Source organism: Leisingera sp. JC11 (genome assembly GCF_040704725.1).
Lineage (GTDB): Bacteria > Pseudomonadota > Alphaproteobacteria > Rhodobacterales > Rhodobacteraceae > Leisingera.
The window spans coordinates 354961-371748 of sequence record NZ_JBFCVS010000002.1; the positions used below are offsets into that span (position 1 = coordinate 354961).

Here is a 16788-nt window from a genome sequence, read left to right on the forward strand (position 1 = left end):
CGGCTTCATCTTTCCAAAAATACTCAATCCGCAGCGGGGGCGGCAGATGCGCCGCCCCGACCCGGATCAGCCGTCTTCTTCTTCCAGCCGCACCAGCGCTGCGCCGGCCTCAACCTGGTCGCCGGCAGCGGCCAGCACCTCCGCCACCACGCCGTCGCGGGCGGCCAAGAGCGAATGCTCCATCTTCATCGCTTCCAGAATGGCGAGACGGTCGCCCTCCTTCACCGTCTGGCCCGCTTCAGCAAAGACCGCCTTGACCAAACCGGGCATCGGCGCCTCGATCACGTTGCTGTCGCCGCCTGCTGCCGCATCGCGGTCCAGCGGATCCAGCGCGGTGAACTCCAGGCCGTAGGCATCATGCACGGTGATCAGCGTTCCCGACTGCGAGACCGCAGGCATCCGGCGCTCATCAATGCGCCACTGGCCCTGGCTGCGTTCGGCCACGACGGTTTCGCCCTCAATGGTCCAAAGCTGCCGGTCGGGCCCGTCCACCTGCACGTCAGCGGTGAACTCCTCGCCCGCATGGGACAGGGTGACGGCCCGGTGCAAAGGCGCCCAGAGGGTGAAGCCGGTGTCCGGAGAAGCCTCCACCAGATCCAGAGCCACCATGCCGGCCGCCGCCTTGTGGCGCAGCTCCACCACCGGCGCCGCGGTCAGCTCGTCCAGGTCGCGGGCAATCAGACCGGTGTCCACCTCGCCGTTTGCAAAGCCCTCATGCGCCGCCAGTGCGCCAAGGAAAGCCAGGTTGGTAACAGTGCCGCCGACCTCGGTTTCCTCCAGCGCGCGGGCCAGCCGCGAGAGCGCCACCTTGCGGGTGGAGCCATGCACGATCACCTTGGAAATCATCGGGTCGTACCAGGGGCTGATGGTGTCCCCTGCCCTGACGCCGCTGTCGGCGCGGGCCTCTGCCGGGAAGGACAGATGGGTCAGCGTGCCGGTTGCAGGCAGGAAGCCTTTGGGCACGTCCTCCGCGTAAAGCCGCGCCTCAAACGCGTGGCCGGTGATGGTGAGGTCTTCCTGCTTGGCAGGCAGGCTCTCGCCAGAGGCAACCCGCAGCTGCCACTCCACCAGATCGACGCCGGTGATCAGCTCCGTGACCGGATGCTCCACCTGCAGGCGGGTGTTCATTTCCATGAACCAGAACCCGTCGGGGCGCAGCCCGTCAGAGCCGTCGACGATGAACTCCACCGTGCCTGCGCCCTTGTAGCCGATGGCTTCGGCCGCGCGCACGCCGGCCTGTCCCATCGCCTCGCGCATTTCCGCGGTCATGCCCGGCGCCGGCGCTTCCTCGATCACCTTCTGATGGCGCCGCTGCAGCGAGCAGTCGCGCTCGAACAGATGCACCGCGGTTTCGCCGTCGCCAAAGACCTGAACCTCGATATGCCGCGGCTGCTGGATGTATTTCTCGATCAAGACATCCGGGTTGCCAAAGGCGGTGGTCGCCTCGCCTTGAGCACTTTTCAGGGCATCGGCAAATTCGGCAGGCTTTTCGACCAGCCGCATCCCCTTGCCGCCGCCGCCGGCAACCGCCTTGATCAGCACCGGATAGCCGATCTTCTCCGCCTCGCCTGCCAGGAACTCCGGGTCCTGATTGGTGCCGTGATAGCCCGGCACCACCGGCACGCCGGCCTCTTCCATCAGCGCCTTGGCAGCGTCCTTCAGGCCCATCTTGCGAATGGCGTCTGCCGATGGACCGATAAAGACAAGCCCCGCGGCCTCCACCGCCTCGACGAATTTCGGGTTTTCCGACAGGAAGCCGTACCCCGGGTGAATCGCCTGGGCGCCGGTTTCCTGTGCGACGCGGATGATCTCGTCGCCCTTCAAATAGCTGTCCGCCGGGGCCGGGCCGCCGATATGCACGGCCTCATCCGCCAGCGCCACATGTTTCGAAGCCGCATCGGCGTCGGAGTAAACGGCCACGGTCCGCACCCCCATGGCACGGGCGGTTTCCATCACGCGGCAGGCAATCTCTCCGCGGTTGGCAATCAGGATTTTGTCAAACATGGGAGATCCTCACATCCGGAAGACGCCGAAGCGCGTGTCTTCGATCGGGGCATTCAGGGCAGCGCTCAGCGACAGGGCCAGCACGTCGCGGGATTTGCGCGGGTCGATGATGCCATCATCCCAAAGCCGCGCGGAGGCATAGAGCGGGTGGCTCTGTTCCTCGAACATCTCGATGGTGGGGCGCTTGAACTCAGCTTCTTCCTCGGTGCTCCAACTGCCGCCCTGGCGTTCGATGGCGTCGCGTTTCACGGTCGCCAGCACGCCCGCCGCCTGCTCGCCGCCCATTACTGAGATGCGGGAATTCGGCCAGGTCCACAGGAAGCGCGGGGAATAGGCGCGGCCCGACATGCCGTAGTTGCCGGCACCGAAAGAGCCGCCGACCAGCATGGTGATCTTGGGGACATTGGTCGTGGCCACCGCCGTCACCATCTTGGCACCGTGGCGGGCGATGCCCTCGTTTTCGTATTTGCGGCCGACCATGAAGCCGGTGATGTTCTGCAGGAACACCAGCGGGATCTTGCGCTGGCTGCACAGCTCGACGAAATGCGCACCCTTTTGGGCGGCTTCGGAGAACAGCACGCCGTTGTTGGCGATGATGCCGATGGGGCAGCCCTTGAGGTGGGCAAAGCCGGTCACCAGGGTTTCACCGAAGCGCGGCTTGAATTCGTCGAAGCGGGAGCCATCGACCAGCCGCGCGATCACTTCGCGGATGTCATAAGGCGTACGCAGGTCGCCGGGCACCACGCCGAGGATTTCCTCTGGGTCATAGGCGGGTTCTTCCGGGCTGGCCCAGTTCACCGCCAGCGGCTTGGTGATGTTCAAGGACTGCACCGCGCGCCGGGCCAGCGCCAGCGCGTGGGCGTCATCCTCGGCCAGGTAGTCGGCCACGCCTGAGAGGCGCGTGTGCACGTCGCCGCCGCCCAGGTCCTCGGCGCTGACAACCTCGCCCGTGGCAGCCTTCACCAGCGGCGGACCGGCCAGGAAGATGGTGCCCTGTTCCTTCACGATGATGGTGACATCCGACATCGCCGGCACATAGGCGCCGCCCGCGGTGCAGGAGCCCATGACGACAGCGATTTGCGGGATGCCCTTGGCCGACATCCGCGCCTGGTTGTAGAAGATGCGCCCGAAGTGATCGCGGTCCGGGAAGACCTCATCCTGGTTCGGCAGGTTGGCGCCGCCGGAGTCGACCAGATAGATGCAGGGCAGACGGTTTTCCTCGGCGATCTCCTGCGCGCGCAGGTGTTTCTTCACCGTCATCGGGTAATAGGTGCCGCCCTTCACGGTGGCGTCGTTGCAGACCACCATGACCTCCTGCCCGTGCACCCGGCCGATGCCGGCAATCACACCTGCCGACGGCGCGGCGCCGTCATACATGGCATGCGCCGCGGTGGCGCCGATCTCCAGGAACGGGGAGCCGGGGTCCAAGAGGTTCGCCACCCGGCGGCGCGGCAGCATCTTGCCGCGGCTTTCATGGCGGGCGCGGGATTTCTCGCCGCCGCCCATGCGCGCGGCCTCAGCCGCCTCGCTGATCTGCGCGAGGGCGTCCAGATGCGCCTCGCGGTTCTGCTTGAAGCCTTCCGAAGAGGGCATCGCCTTGGATGTGAGTTTCATGTCCACTCTCCCGTTATAGGGTTGAGATCTTTAAATCCGGTTGGGCCAGCGTGCACCGGGTATGCAACACCCTGGGTCATGAGGTTTCCCCCGCCGCCCGCGCCTTCAGCTCCTTGCGGATCACCTTGCCGGTCACAGTCATCGGCAGCGCGTCCAGGAACGTCACCTCGCGCGGGTAGGAATAATGCGCGAGCCGGTCCTTGACGTAGCCCTGCAGTTCCTGCTCCGAGGCTTCGGCGCCAGGTTTCAGTACCACATAGGCCTTGACGATCTCGGTCCGCAGCGCATCAGGCTTGCCGACCACGCCCACGGTTGCCACCGCTGGGTGGGTCAGCAGGCAATCTTCGATCTCCGCCGGGCCGATGCGGTAGCCGCCGGAGGTGATCACGTCGTCCTCGCGGCCGACGAAGCGCAGGTAATCGCCCTCCCAGATGCCGCGGTCGCCGGTCACCAGCCAGTCCCCGCGGAACTTGGCGGCGGTTTCCTCGGGCCGGTTCCAGTATTCCAGCAGCATCGAGGCAGAGCCGCGGCGGATAGCAACGTCGCCCTCATCCTCCGTTGGGTTGCCTGCCGCGTCGATCACCGCCAGCTCATGCCCCGGAACCGCCTTGCCGATGCAGCCCGGACGCGGCTCAAAATCGGCAGCGCAGGAGGAGGCCACCATATTGCATTCGGTCTGGCCGTAGAATTCGTTGATGGTCACGCCCAGGCGGCGGCGCCCCCAGGCGAGCATCTCCGCGCCCAGGGGCTCTCCGCCGCTGGCAACCGAGCGCAGGCCGTCGAGCCCCTGCCCGGCTGCCTTGAGCATCCGCAGTGCGGTCGGCGGGAAAAAGATGTTGCGCACGCCGGCCTCGGCAATCAGTTCCGCGCAGGCCTCCGGCGTGAACTTGTCCAGCCGCGCGGCCACCACCGGCACGCCCAGCGCCAGGCCCGGCATCAGCACGTCGAACAGCCCGCCGATCCAGGCCCAGTCGGCAGGGGTCCAGAGCACATCACCCGGCTGGCCCAAGTGGTCATGGCTGACGGCAACGCCCGGCAAGTGGCCGGTCAGCACCCGGTGGCCGTGCAGCGCGCCCTTGGGGCTGCCGGTGGTGCCGGAGGTGTAGATCAGAACAGCAGGGGTATCCGGGGTGGTCTCGGCGAAGGGAACCGGCCCGCCGTCCGTTCCAGCGCCCTCAACCATTACTGCCTCGGCCAGATCCCCCAGCAGGTCCGCGCCCTCGGCATCGGTGAAAACAAACCGCACGCCCGCGTCGCCGGCGCGCGAGGCCAAAGCATCGCGTTTGAACAGCTTGAACAGTGGCACCGAGATGCCGCCCGCCTTCCAGATCGCCAGATGCGCGGCGGCGCACCAGGGCGATTGGCTGAGCAGCACGCCCACGCGGTCGCCGGGCTGGATGCGGGCCAGCAGATAGCGCGCCAGCCCGTCTGTCATCGCGGCCAGTTCGCCGCAGGAAATGTCCCGGCGCGCGGGGCCGGTCATGTCGATCAGCGCCAGCGCCTCAGCAGGCTGCGCCAGGCATTGCGCCGCCATGTTGAGATGCTCTGGCAGGTCCCAGCTGCCATCTGCGCGAAGCCCCGGAATGTTACATTTACCATGCATATTTAGACATTCCTGAAACGCATAGCGGCTATGCGGTATTTTGCTGTATTTTCAACAGGTAGCACCGGGCAGTTTTGACTCAGATCAGAGTTTTCGGCCGCCTGCGGGTGCATCACTGCCGGGTAAACACAAGAAAAGGGACGCACCCCATGAAACGCATGGTTTCCGCGCTTGCGCTGACCTCCGCCTTGGCCGCAATGGCCGCCCCTGCCCTTGCCCAGGAGCAGGGCGACTGGACCGTCGGTGTCGGTATCGCCAACGTGAACCCGAAATCCGGCAACGGCACCCTGGCCGGCGCGCTTGCTGACATCGATGACGGAACCGCGCTGTCGCTGACCGTCGAATACTTCTTCCGCGACAACTGGGGTGTCGAGCTGCTGGCGGCCTCGCCGTTTGAGCATGACATCAACCTGAACGGCGCCTATGCGGCCTCCGCCAAGCAGCTGCCGCCGACCCTGTCGGTCAACTACCACTTCCCCACCCAGGGCGTGATCAAGCCGTTCCTCGGTCTCGGTCTGAACTACACCACCTTCTTCGAGGAAGAGACCGCGCTTGGCACGCTCAAGCTGGACGACAGCTTCGGCGTCGCGGTGAACGCAGGCGCCGACTACCAGATCTCCGACAACGGTGCGCTGCGGTTCAACGTCCGCTGGATGGACATCGACAGCGACGCGACCCTGAACGGCGCCGCCATCGGCACCGCAGAGATCGATCCGGTTGTCGTGAACTTCGCTTACGTGCACCGCTTCTGATCCTTCGAGGGTCCGGTTATGGCCTGGCGGCCGGCCTCGTGCCGCCGGGTCTGTTTCAACCCCCGCGCCGCCCTTCGGATGCGCGGGGTTTTCTTTGGCTTACATGGTGCCCATCAATTCGCGGCCAATCAGCATCCGGCGGATTTCACTGGTGCCGGCGCCGATCTCCATCAGCTTGGCATCGCGGAATATGCGGCCGACCGGGTTGTCGGACAGGTAGCCCGCACCGCCAAAGGCCTGCACTGCCTGATGCGCCTGGGTCATGGCGACCTCGGAGGAGTAAAGGCAGCAGGCGGCTGCGTCCTGACGGGTCACGGTGCCCTTGTCGCAGGCCTTGGCGACCTCATAGACATAAGCGCGGGCGGTGTTCATCGCGGTGTACATGTCCGCAATCTTGGCCTGCATCAGCTGGAAATTCCCGATCGGCTGGCCGAACTGTTTGCGCTCTTTCATGTAGGGCATCATCTCGTCCATGCAGGCAGCCATGATGCCGGTGCCGATGCCGGCCAGCACCACGCGCTCATAGTCCAGCCCGGACATCAGCACGCGCACGCCCTTGCCCTCTTCGCCGAGGATGTTCTCGAACGGCACCTCGACATCCTCGAACACCAGCTCAGCCGTGTTGGAGCCGCGCATCCCCAGCTTGTCGAAATGCTTGGAGGTGGAGAAACCCTTGAATTCTTTCTCGATCAGAAAGGCGGTGATACCCTTGGAGCCCGCTTCTGGATCGGTCTTGGCGTAGACCACCAGGGTGTCTGCGTCGGGGCCGTTGGTGATCCAGTACTTGTTGCCGTTCAGACGGAAATGGTCGTTGCGCTTTTCGGCCCGCAGCGACATCGAGACGACATCGGACCCTGCCCCCGCTTCGGACATCGCCAGGGCGCCCACATGCTCACCCGAGATCAGCCGCGGCAGGTATTTCGCTTTCTGCTCGGCATTGCCGTTCAGCTTGATCTGGTTGACGCAGAGGTTGGAATGCGCGCCGTAGGACAGCGACACCGAGGCGGATGCCCGCGCGATTTCCTCGACCGCCACGGTATGGGCCAGGTAGGACATGCCGGCGCCGCCGAACTCCTCCGGCACGGTGATGCCCAAGAGGCCCAGATCTCCCATCTCTTTCCACAGCTCTGCCGGGAACTCATTCTTCTGGTCGATCTCCTGCGCCATCGGCTTGACGCGGTCCTGCGCCCAGCGGTGAACCACATCGCGCAGCGCGTTCACGTCCTCACCAAGATCGAAAGTCATGCTTGCGTTGAACATCCCGCAGATCCTCCAGGCCAGAGCCGATTATATGAACAGTTGTTCAATTCAATAGAGGAGCCCGCGATTCGGGTCAATCGTGTTCCTGTTTGGGATGCCCGAACGGCAGCGGGCGGCCCGCGTGGGGCCGCCCGCATCCGGCAGTTTCAATTTGGTTTAGCGGACCACATGGACCACGGTGCGGCTGTCCGCCTCCACCAGGACCGGCAGGCCGTTCAGGTAGACATAGCGGTAATCAGATTCCGGAACCGGGGTCAGCTGCACCTCTTCCGGGATCATGACGCCAGTCACCACTTCGCCCTGAACGTAGACACGTTCGGTGGCGTGACTGCGCACATAGGTCACGACCTGCTCATCCGGCACCGCGGCCTCACCCGCAGCGGCGCCCGCAATTGCGCCCGCCACAACACCAGCCGGGCCGGCGATCAGACCACCGGTGATGGCACCGCCGACTGCACCCAGCTCCGCATCGTTTTCGCCGGTCTTCTCATAGGTCACGGTGCTGATTTCCACCGGGCTGTCCTTGGCCACCACCGGCACGTATTTCTCGGTGACGGTGCCGGTCAGGTATTCGCCATAAGCCCAGCCGTCAGCACCCTCGTAGCTCACCTTGCACCAGTTGCTTTCCTCGATGCAGCCCTCAAGACCGACCGAACCCGAAGGCGAAATGACGCCGATGATCTCGTACTGCGGCCCCGGACCTGCGCGCAGGTTCAGGTCAGTGACGGCCTGCGCCTGCGCGCCGGCCCAGACCGGTGCGGCCAGCAGGGCCAGAGCGGATGTGGTCAGGGCAATTTTGGACGTATGCATCGCTTTCTCCTCAATGCCATTTCTGTTGTAAGGCGCCTCCTTGCGCCGTTGCGGATGGACAACGCCGGCTTTTCCCAAAAGGTTCCCGGGATCTTTTGAACGCTTCTGCGCGTAGAGTTGGCATGAGCGGGAAACAGCCGCGCCCCAATACCTACAGGAGCACCGCATGAGACGAGCAAAACGCACCCTGGCCGCTGCAGCCTGCCTGGCAGGCCTGCCCGCCGCCGCTGAGGAGGTCGGCCAGATCGGCGTCGACTGGGTGGGCAATGACATCATGATCGAGGCCATCGCCGACCCCAAGGTCGAAGGCGTGACCTGCCACATCGCCTATTTCGAGCGCGGGCTGATCGACCGGCTGTCAAAGGGCAACTGGTTTGAGGACCCCTCAAATGCCTCCATCGCCTGCCGCCAGACCGGTCCCATTACCGTGGGCGACATCGACCGCGGCCGCGATGGCGAGGATGTATTCCGGGCGTCGCGCTCCATCATCCTGAAATCGCTGCGCGTGAAGCGGATCTTCGACGAGGCCAACCAGACGCTGATCTATGCCGCTCACGCGGCAGAGCTGACCGACGGATCGGCCAAGGTCTCGATCTCGACGGTGCCGCTGTATCAGGCGGACTGATAGACGGCAGAGACCTCGGCGCGGATGATGCGGGCGATCTGGGCGCAGTCCTCCAGGCTGAAGGTCAGCGGCACCCGCATGTCGATGATGCCCGCCAGGATCCGGTCGCTTTGCGGCAGGCGCGGGGTGTCCGCGTAGCGCCAGCTGTCATAGCGGGAGGTGAAGGCCACCGGCTCCGGCGTGCCGAACCATTTCAGCTCCACCCCTCGGGCCGCACAGCGGCGGACCGCCTCCTGCACGGCCTCTTCTGACCAGTCCAGCAGCAGGAACTGGATCGAGGAGCCGACATAGACCTCCTGCGCGGGGCGCTCCACCACCGTAAGGCCGGGCGTGCCGCGCAGCCCCTCCTCCACCGCGCGGTAGCGGTCGTTCCAGCGCTGCACCTGGGTATCCAGATCACGCAGCTGCGGCCGCAGGATGGCAGCACGAAGATTGTCCATCCGGCCCGAGATGTTAGGAGTCTCGTATTTCACCCGCTCGAAAACCTCCGGCCCCGGCGCGGCCAGATGGCGGCCATAGAGCATGTAGGAGCCGGACATCATGATGGCGCGGGCGGCAATCTCTTCGTCATCCGTGATGAGCAGCCCGCCCTCGCCCGAGTTCACATGCTTGTAGGTCTGGCAGGAGTAGCAGCCCACCGCACCATGGCGGCCCGACAGGACGCCGTTCCAGGAGGCGCCCATGGTGTGAGCGCAATCCTCGATCACGGTGATGCCCGCCGCATCGCAGATCTCCATCAGCCGATCCATGTCGCACAGGTGTCCGCGCATGTGCGACAGCATCAGCACCTTGGCCTGGCCCGCCTTAGCCGCCAGATCCTCCAGGTCGATGGTCAGGTCTTCGGTAACTTCGACGAACACCGGCTCCGCCCCGACAGAGGCAATGGATCCCGGCACCGGCGCCAGGGTGAAGGCGTTGGTCAGCACCTTGTCGCCAGGCTTCACCCCGACAGCGCGCAGCGAGGTTGCCAGCGCATAGCCGCCAGAGGCTACAGCCAGGCAGTATTTCGCCCCCATCTGCGCTGCGAACTCCTGCTCCAGCAGCGCGGTTTCGCCCGCCTCGCCCTCTGCCACGTTATAGCGGTGCAGCCGCCCGCTGCGGAGCACCGCCAGCGCGGCCTCGATGGCGTCTTCGGGGATGGGTTCCTGCTGGGTGAAAGACCCGGTAAACTTTTCGCTCATGCGGCGTTTGTGAGCCGCGGGCCGTCAGCGGTCAAGAGAGAAGCTGGAGAGACGGCTTTCCCGAAACTGAGTTGCGGGATCACGCAATCAGCCGTTCGGCGACCTCCGGCAGATCCTCGAACCGGTGCAGCAGCGCCTCGGGCTTGAGCGCGGCCATGTCGTCGCCCGAGGGACCGAAGGTCACCAGCACCGACGGCACGCCGGCATTGGCCGAGGTGTTGCGGTCGGTATCGCTGTCGCCCACCAGCAGGGTGCGCGCCGGATCGCCGCCTGCACGGCGGGCGGCTTCATACAGCGGTTCGGGATCGGGCTTGCGCACCGGCAGTGTGTCTGCCCCGACCAGCGAGGCAAAGGCGTCGCGCACGCCGAGACTGCGCATCAGATGGTCCGCCAGCCCCTCCGGCTTATTGGTGCAGATGCCAACGCCGAAACCTGCGGATTTCAGCACCTCCACCGCCTCCATCGCGCCGGGATAGAGCACGGTGTGATGGTCGATGGCATCGCGGTAGACATCCAGGAACACAGGGTAGAATTCTTCCACTACCGCCGGATCATACTGACCCACACGTTTCAACCCATGCGTCAGCATCATCCGGGCACCGCGCAGCGACACTGCCGCATCCTGCGGATGGCTCAGCACATCGCCCAGCCCCATTTGCCGGAAACAGGCGTTGGCCGCGGCCAGCAGATCGCCCGAGGTATCCGCCAGCGTGCCGTCCAGATCGAAGATAACCGTTCGCATATCCTGCCCTTTCGGCACTTTTCCGCCGCCGCATGTTGCAGCCCGCAATCTTGTTTGATGGCGCTATCCCTTGCGCCCCGCCTGTTAGCGGATAAAACGGGAGCGCTAAAAAGACAAAGAGAAAAGCGATTATGAGCATTGCCCTTGTCATCCTGGCGGCCGGAAAAGGCACGCGGATGAACTCCGACCTTCCGAAAGTGCTGCACCCGATTGCCCAGGCGCCGATGCTGGAGCACGCGATGGCCGCGGGCCGCACACTGGCGCCGGAGCGCACCATCATCGTGGCGGGCCACGGGGCAGATGAGGTCCGCAAGGCAGTGGCGGAGATCGACGAAGAGGCCGAGGTTGTCCTGCAGGAGGAACAGCTGGGCACCGCCCATGCGGTGGACCAGGCCCGCGCCGCGCTGGACGGGTTCGCGGGCGATGTGGTTGTGCTTTATGGCGACACCCCATTTGTCAGCGCCGAAACGCTGGAACGCATGGTCGAGGCCCGCCAGCGCGCTGACCTGGTGGTGCTGGGTTTCGAGGCCGCTGACCCTGGCCGCTATGGCCGCCTGGTGATGCAGGGCGACAGCCTGGAGCGGATTGTCGAGTTCAAGGATGCGGACGAGGCCGAACGCGCGATTTCGTTCTGCAACTCCGGCCTGATGGCAGGCAAGGCCAACGCGATGTTCGATCTGATCGCCAAGGTGGGCAATGGAAACGCCTCCGGCGAATACTACCTGACCGATCTGGTGGAACTGGCCCGGCGCGAGGATCTGAAAGTGACCGCCGTGTCCTGCGATGAGGCGGAAACGCTGGGCGTCAACTCCCGCGCCGAACTGGCGCAGGCGGATGCGCTGTTTCAGGCCCGCGCGCGGTCAGAGCTGATGGACCTGGGCGTTACCCTGATGGCGCCGGAAACCGTCTACCTCGCCTTTGACACACATATTGGCCGCGACACGGTGATTGAGCCCAACGTGGTCTTCGGCCCCGGCGTCACGGTCGAAAGCGGAGCGCTGATCCGGGCGTTCTCGCATCTGGAGGGCTGCCATGTCAGCCGCGGTGCCAAGGTCGGGCCGTATGCGCGCCTGCGCCCCGGCGCGGAGCTGGCCGAGAACACCCACATCGGCAACTTTGTCGAGATCAAGAACGCCGAGATTGCCGAGGGCGCCAAGGTCAATCACCTCAGCTACATCGGCGATGCCTCTGTAGGCGAGGCCACGAATATTGGCGCAGGCACGATTACCTGCAACTATGACGGGGTGATGAAGCACCGCACCGAGATCGGCGCCCGCGCCTTTATCGGGTCGAACACCATGCTGGTGGCTCCGGTCCGGGTCGGCAACGAGGCGATGACCGCAACCGGCGCAGTGGTGACCAAGAACGTGGAAGACGGCGACCTGGCCATTGCCCGCGCCGAACAGAGCAACAAACCGGGCCGCGCGCGCAAGCTGATGGATATGCTGCGTGCCAAGAAAGCCCGCCTGCAGAAGGGAGCCAAGTGATGTGCGGAATTGTCGGCGTGCTGGGCAATCACGAGGCCGCCCCGATCCTAGTCGAGGCACTGAAGCGGCTGGAATACCGCGGCTATGACAGCGCAGGCATTGCCACAGTGAATGACGGCGCCCTGCGCCGCCGCCGCGCCGTGGGCAAGCTGGTGAACCTCTCCGACCTCCTGGTGCATGAGCCGCTGGCCGGCAAGGCCGGCATCGGCCACACCCGCTGGGCCACCCATGGCGCGCCGTCGGTCAGCAACGCCCACCCCCACCGCGCCGGTTCCGTCGCAGTGGTGCACAACGGCATTATCGAAAACTACAAGGAACTGCGCGCAGAGCTGTTGAACTGCGGCATGGAGTTCCGCACCGAGACCGATACCGAAACCGTCGCACTTATGACGGAGCGGTATCTGAAAGAGGGTCACTCCCCCGTTGATGCGGCCTTCAAGACGCTGGACCAGCTGGAAGGCGCCTTTGCTCTGGCCTTCCTGTTTGATGGCGAGGAAGACTTGATCGTTGCGGCCCGCAAGGGCTCACCGCTGGCAATCGGCCATGGTGACGGCGAAATGTTCGTGGGTTCCGACGCCATCGCGCTGGCACCGCTCACCGACCGGATCACCTATCTGGAGGAAGGCGACCGGGTTGTTGTCACCCGTGCGGGCGCCGAAATCCGCAATGCAGCCGGCACGCTGGTGAACCGCGAAACCAAGACCATCCAGATCGACTCCTCCCAGGTCGACAAGGGCGGCCACAAGCATTTCATGGCCAAGGAAATCGCCGAGCAGCCGCATGTGATTGCCGAGGCCATCCGCCATTACCTGCCGGTCGAGGAAAACGCGGTGCGGCTGCCTGGCGAAGGCGTGGATTTCTCGCAAGTCGAGCGGCTGACCATGGTTGCCTGCGGCACCGCATTCTATGCCTGCCTGACCGCCAAATACTGGTTCGAGCAGATCGCCCGCTTGCCGGTCGAGGTCGATATCGCCTCCGAGTTCCGCTACCGCGAGCCGCCGATCCCCGGCAAGACACTGGCGCTGTTCGTATCCCAATCGGGCGAGACCGCCGACACCTTGGCGGCACTGCGCTATTGCCAGGAAAAAGCGGACAAGATCCTGTCGGTGGTGAACGTCCCCGAAAGCTCCATCGCGCGCGAAAGCGATCTGGCGCTGCCGATCTTTGCCGGGCCTGAAATTGGCGTGGCCTCCACCAAGGCTTTCACCTGCCAGCTGACGGTGCTGCTGGCGCTGGCGCTCAAGGCCGCCTGCGACCGCGGCCATCTGAATGCCGATGAAATGGCGGAGTACGCCACCGCGATCCGCGGCCTGCCCAATGTGCTGTCCTCCGCGCTGGAGCAAAACGAGGCGATCCGTCTGGCGGCGCAAAAGGTCAGCGAAGCCCGTGACGTCTTGTTCCTGGGCCGCGGCCTGATGTTCCCGCTGGCGCTGGAAGGCGCCTTGAAGCTGAAGGAAATCAGCTACATCCACGCCGAAGCTTATGCCTCCGGCGAGCTGAAGCACGGCCCCATTGCCCTCATCGACAAGAACATGCCCGTGGTGGTGCTGACGCCCAAGGACTCGCTGTTCGATAAGTCCGTGTCCAACATGCAGGAAGTCCTGGCGCGCAAGGGCAAGGTGCTGATGATCTCCGACCAGGACGGCATTGACGAGGCAGGCGACGACGTCTGGTGCGCGATCCGGATGCCAAAGGTCAAGGAGGCGCTGTCACCGATCCTCTATGCAATCCCGGCGCAGCTCTTGGCCTATCACACGGCGGTTGCCAAAGGCACCGATGTGGACCAGCCGCGCAACCTGGCGAAGTCAGTGACAGTGGAGTGAGCCATGGCCAAGCAGTTCCCGCAGATCGAAGAGGCGCACCGCAAGTTCATTGAAGAACAGCACATGTTCTTTACCGGCTCCGCCGGGCCGGAGGGCCGCGTGAACATCTCCCCCAAGGGGATGGACTCGCTGCGGGTCCTGGGGCCGGACCGGATCGTCTGGATGAACCTGACCGGCAGCGGCAATGAAACTGCTGGCCACTTGCTGGAGGTGAACCGCATCACCCTGATGTGGTGCTCTTTCACCACCCGCCCGCAGATCCTCCGCGCCTATGGCACCGCAAGCGTGCTGCATGCCGGCGACGACGGCTGGGACGATCTGGCCGCCCTGTTCCCCGCCCACCGCAGCGCCCGGCAGATCTTTGATGTTTCGGTCGATATGGTTCAGACCTCCTGCGGCTATGCGGTGCCTTTCATGGAATACCAGTCCGACCGCGACACCATGCAGAAGTGGGTCGACGGCAAGTCGGACGAGGATATCCGCGCCTATTGGGCGGAAAAGAACCAGTCCACCATCGACGGCAAGCCCACCGGCGTGCCGGTGTGACGCCCCGGTCCAAGGAACGACATGCTCGAAACCTATCTTGATGCGCTGAAAGCCCAGGCCGAACCCGGCCGGGCGGAGCAGATGGCGGCCTATCACAAGCAAGCCCGTCGAGTGCTGGGGGTGCCCAACCCGGCCACCAATGATCTGACCAAGTCCTGGCGCCAAGCCTTAAGTGTGGCGGAGCGCGTGGATCTGGCCCGCGCCCTGTGGAACACCGACATCTTCGAGGCCCGCATCGCCGCGGCCAAGCTGCTGACCCAGGCACGGATCAAAGACGACTTGGCGGTCTGGGAGCTTTTGCAATCCTGGGTTCCGCAGTTTGACAGCTGGGCGATTGCCGATCACGCCTGCTCCGCCATTTCCAAGCGGCTGCTGGCTGCCCCCTCCCGGCTGGACACGGTGGAGGGCTGGTCCCGGTCAGACCACATGTGGACCCGCCGCGCGGCGCTGGTGGCCACCCTGCCCTGGGCCAAGATGAACAATCTGAAACCCGCCGATCAGGAGGCCCGCGAGCGTATCCTGGGCTGGGCCGCGTCCTATGTGCCGGACCGCGACTGGTTCATGCAAAAGGCCGTCGCCTGGTGGCTGCGCGATCTCAGCAAGCACGATGCAGACCGCACCCGCGCGTTTCTGGCGGAACATGGCAGTGCCATGAAGGCGTTTGCCCGCAAGGAAGCGGCGAAATACCTGAAAGACGCCTGACCCTGCCACGGACCCGCCCGGCACTGCCGGGCAGCACCCGCCCCGCCCAAGCAGGCGGGTGCTTTGCCCCCTTCAGCAGCTCACGCCTCAGCCCGCGGGCAGCACCTGCACCTCGGCCAGCTCGGTCAGCGGCAGGCCCAGTGCCCGCATGGCGCCGATTGACAGACGGCTGCCGCCGGAAGACTCACCCGGGATCGGTTTCAGCGTCACCACGACCTGGGTGTTGCGGCTGGAGCGGATCAGCGCCTGCTGTTCGGCAGCCACCAGCGGTGTTTCCATCCACATGCCCGGCAGCGACGGGTCGCCCAGCGAGGCCACCGTGGTCGCGGAACCGCGGAAGGACGGCGCTGAGGGCGACGCGGGCGCCAGCGGCTCCGCCTCTGCCACGTCGACGCCGGGTGCAGGCTGCAGCACCGGGTCCTGCGGCTCCGCCGCGGCAGGCCCGCTTGTGCCGTTCAGAATAGAAGAATTCAGCTGGATCCCGTTACAGGCGGCCAGCAGGAAAATCGAAGCAAGGGAAAGGACTGTCATACGCATGAGGCGACCCTAGCCAGCTGCGAAACTCTTTGCCAGACACAAATGCTGTCTGCCCCTTGCCGCGGGCGGTGCCCCGCTTTACCTAGGAGGCATGACGGCTCCGCTTATTGATCCCTTCGCCCGCGCAATCACTTACCTGCGTGTCTCGGTCACCGACCGCTGCGATTTCCGCTGCGTTTATTGCATGTCGGAAAACATGACCTTTCTGCCCAAAAAAGACCTGCTTACGCTGGAAGAGCTGGACCGGCTCTGTTCCACCTTCATCCGGCTGGGCGTCGAAAAACTCAGGATCACCGGCGGCGAGCCGCTGGTGCGGCGCGGCATCATGACCTTCTTCCAGTCGATGAGCCGCCATCTGGACACCGGCGCCCTGAAAGAGCTGACGTTGACCACCAACGGCTCGCAGCTGGTGAAATACGCCGATGACCTCTATGCCGCCGGGGTGCGCCGGGTGAATATCTCGCTCGACACGCTGGACGAAAAGAAGTTTGCCGATGTCACCCGCTGGGGCCGCCTGCCGCAGGTGATGAAGGGAATCGACGCTGCGCAGAAGGCGGGCCTCAAGGTCAAGATCAACGCGGTGGCGCTCAAGGGCTTCAACGAAGAGGAATTGCCCCGGATCACCGAATGGTGCGCCGGGCGCGGCCTCGACCTCACCTGGATCGAGGTGATGCCGATGGGCGAGGATATCGGTGCGATGGAGCGCATCGGCCAGTACTGGTCGCTGAAGGACGTGCGCAAGGAATACGAAAGCCATTACACCGTCACCGATCTGGCGGAGCGCACCGGCGGCCCGGCCCGTTATGTGCGGCTGGAGGAAACCGGCCAGAAGATCGGCTTCATCACCCCGCTCTCCCATAACTTCTGCGAAAGCTGCAACCGGGTACGGGTCACCTGCACCGGCGAGATCTACACCTGCCTCGGCCAGGAGGGCAAAGCCGACCTGCGCGCGCCGCTGCGCGCCAACGAGGAAGGCACCGGCGTGCTGGAGGCCGCAATCCGCGCCGCCATCGGCGACAAGCCCCGCGGCCATGACTTCGACTATTCCCGGCAGGAGGCCGGCGGCCAGATGTCCCGCCACATGAGCCACACCGGCGGCTGA

The 16788-nt window shown here is 64.9% G+C and carries 15 protein-coding genes; 7 read left to right on the forward strand and 8 right to left on the reverse strand.

Features of this window, described 5'->3' with window-relative positions; genetic code table 11:
• Window positions 1-66: 66 nt before the first annotated feature.
• The 3 genes from AB1A62_RS03575 to AB1A62_RS03585 form a co-directional block, all read right to left on the reverse strand.
• Window positions 67-2004 (reverse strand): acetyl/propionyl/methylcrotonyl-CoA carboxylase subunit alpha, encoded by a 1938-nt coding sequence (locus AB1A62_RS03575; RefSeq protein ID WP_366659954.1) that lies wholly within the window; start codon window positions 2002-2004, stop codon window positions 67-69.
• A 9-nt stretch (window positions 2005-2013) separates the two neighbouring features.
• A complete protein-coding gene (locus AB1A62_RS03580; protein WP_366659956.1) occupies window positions 2014-3618 on the reverse strand; it encodes a carboxyl transferase domain-containing protein in 1605 nt (534 codons plus the stop codon).
• A gap of 76 nt (window positions 3619-3694) precedes the next feature.
• On the reverse strand, window positions 3695-5221 hold the full coding sequence (locus AB1A62_RS03585; RefSeq protein WP_366659957.1) for an AMP-binding protein: 1527 nt from the start codon (window positions 5219-5221) through the stop codon (window positions 3695-3697).
• 149 nt (window positions 5222-5370) lie between these two features.
• Between AB1A62_RS03585 and AB1A62_RS03590 the strand changes: the two genes are divergently transcribed.
• Window positions 5371-5973, forward strand: coding sequence for an OmpW family outer membrane protein (locus AB1A62_RS03590; RefSeq protein ID WP_366659958.1), 603 nt, complete (start codon window positions 5371-5373; stop codon window positions 5971-5973).
• Window positions 5974-6072: 99 nt separating this feature from the next.
• Here the strand turns inward: AB1A62_RS03590 and AB1A62_RS03595 are convergent, their stop codons facing one another.
• Both AB1A62_RS03595 and AB1A62_RS03600 read right to left on the reverse strand, forming a co-directional pair.
• Window positions 6073-7233 (reverse strand): isovaleryl-CoA dehydrogenase, encoded by a 1161-nt coding sequence (locus AB1A62_RS03595; protein ID WP_366659960.1) that lies wholly within the window; start codon window positions 7231-7233, stop codon window positions 6073-6075.
• Between the two features lie 156 nt (window positions 7234-7389).
• Complete coding sequence (locus AB1A62_RS03600) at window positions 7390-8043, reverse strand: DUF1236 domain-containing protein (RefSeq protein WP_366659962.1); 654 nt, start codon at window positions 8041-8043, stop codon at window positions 7390-7392.
• 166 nt (window positions 8044-8209) lie between these two features.
• On the opposite strand from AB1A62_RS03600, the gene AB1A62_RS03605 reads away from it, so the two are divergent.
• Window positions 8210-8668 (forward strand): CreA family protein, encoded by a 459-nt coding sequence (locus tag AB1A62_RS03605; protein WP_366659963.1) that lies wholly within the window; start codon window positions 8210-8212, stop codon window positions 8666-8668.
• Here AB1A62_RS03605 and AB1A62_RS03610 read toward each other — a convergent pair.
• Together AB1A62_RS03610 and AB1A62_RS03615 are read right to left on the reverse strand one after the other, a co-directional pair.
• Window positions 8656-9849, reverse strand: a complete 1194-nt coding sequence (locus AB1A62_RS03610; protein ID WP_366659964.1) for an aminotransferase class I/II-fold pyridoxal phosphate-dependent enzyme — start codon at window positions 9847-9849, stop codon at window positions 8656-8658. The two genes, AB1A62_RS03605 and AB1A62_RS03610, sit on opposite strands and share 13 nt — an antisense overlap.
• Window positions 9850-9928: 79 nt before the next feature.
• Entirely contained in the window at window positions 9929-10591 is a 663-nt protein-coding gene (locus AB1A62_RS03615; RefSeq protein WP_366659965.1) for an HAD-IA family hydrolase, read from the reverse strand.
• Window positions 10592-10722: 131 nt separating this feature from the next.
• Here AB1A62_RS03615 and glmU point away from each other — a divergent pair, with 131 nt between their 5' ends.
• Genes glmU through AB1A62_RS03635 form a run of 4 tightly spaced genes read left to right on the forward strand, consistent with a single transcriptional unit; the run spans window position 10723 to window position 15149 of the window.
• Window positions 10723-12078 carry a bifunctional UDP-N-acetylglucosamine diphosphorylase/glucosamine-1-phosphate N-acetyltransferase GlmU gene (gene glmU, locus AB1A62_RS03620; protein WP_366659967.1) on the forward strand — a complete coding sequence of 452 codons (1356 nt, stop codon included), beginning with the start codon at window positions 10723-10725 and terminating at the stop codon, window positions 12076-12078.
• A complete protein-coding gene (gene glmS / locus AB1A62_RS03625; protein ID WP_366659969.1) occupies window positions 12078-13901 on the forward strand; it encodes a glutamine--fructose-6-phosphate transaminase (isomerizing) in 1824 nt (607 codons plus the stop codon). Before glmU ends, glmS begins: the two co-directional genes overlap by 1 nt.
• Window positions 13902-13904: 3 nt before the next feature.
• Window positions 13905-14447: a pyridoxamine 5'-phosphate oxidase family protein gene (locus AB1A62_RS03630; protein ID WP_366659970.1), complete on the forward strand. Its 543-nt coding sequence runs from the start codon at window positions 13905-13907 to the stop codon at window positions 14445-14447.
• A gap of 21 nt (window positions 14448-14468) precedes the next feature.
• The gene (locus tag AB1A62_RS03635; RefSeq protein ID WP_366659972.1) at window positions 14469-15149 is read left to right on the forward strand and encodes a DNA alkylation repair protein; all 681 of its coding nucleotides are present in this window, start codon (window positions 14469-14471) and stop codon (window positions 15147-15149) included.
• Between the two features lie 87 nt (window positions 15150-15236).
• Here AB1A62_RS03635 and AB1A62_RS03640 read toward each other — a convergent pair whose 3' ends face one another.
• Window positions 15237-15686: a hypothetical protein gene (locus AB1A62_RS03640; protein WP_366659973.1), complete on the reverse strand. Its 450-nt coding sequence runs from the start codon at window positions 15684-15686 to the stop codon at window positions 15237-15239.
• A 91-nt stretch (window positions 15687-15777) separates the two neighbouring features.
• Here AB1A62_RS03640 and moaA point away from each other — a divergent pair, with 91 nt between their 5' ends.
• The gene (moaA, locus tag AB1A62_RS03645; protein ID WP_366659974.1) at window positions 15778-16788 is read left to right on the forward strand and encodes a GTP 3',8-cyclase MoaA; all 1011 of its coding nucleotides are present in this window, start codon (window positions 15778-15780) and stop codon (window positions 16786-16788) included.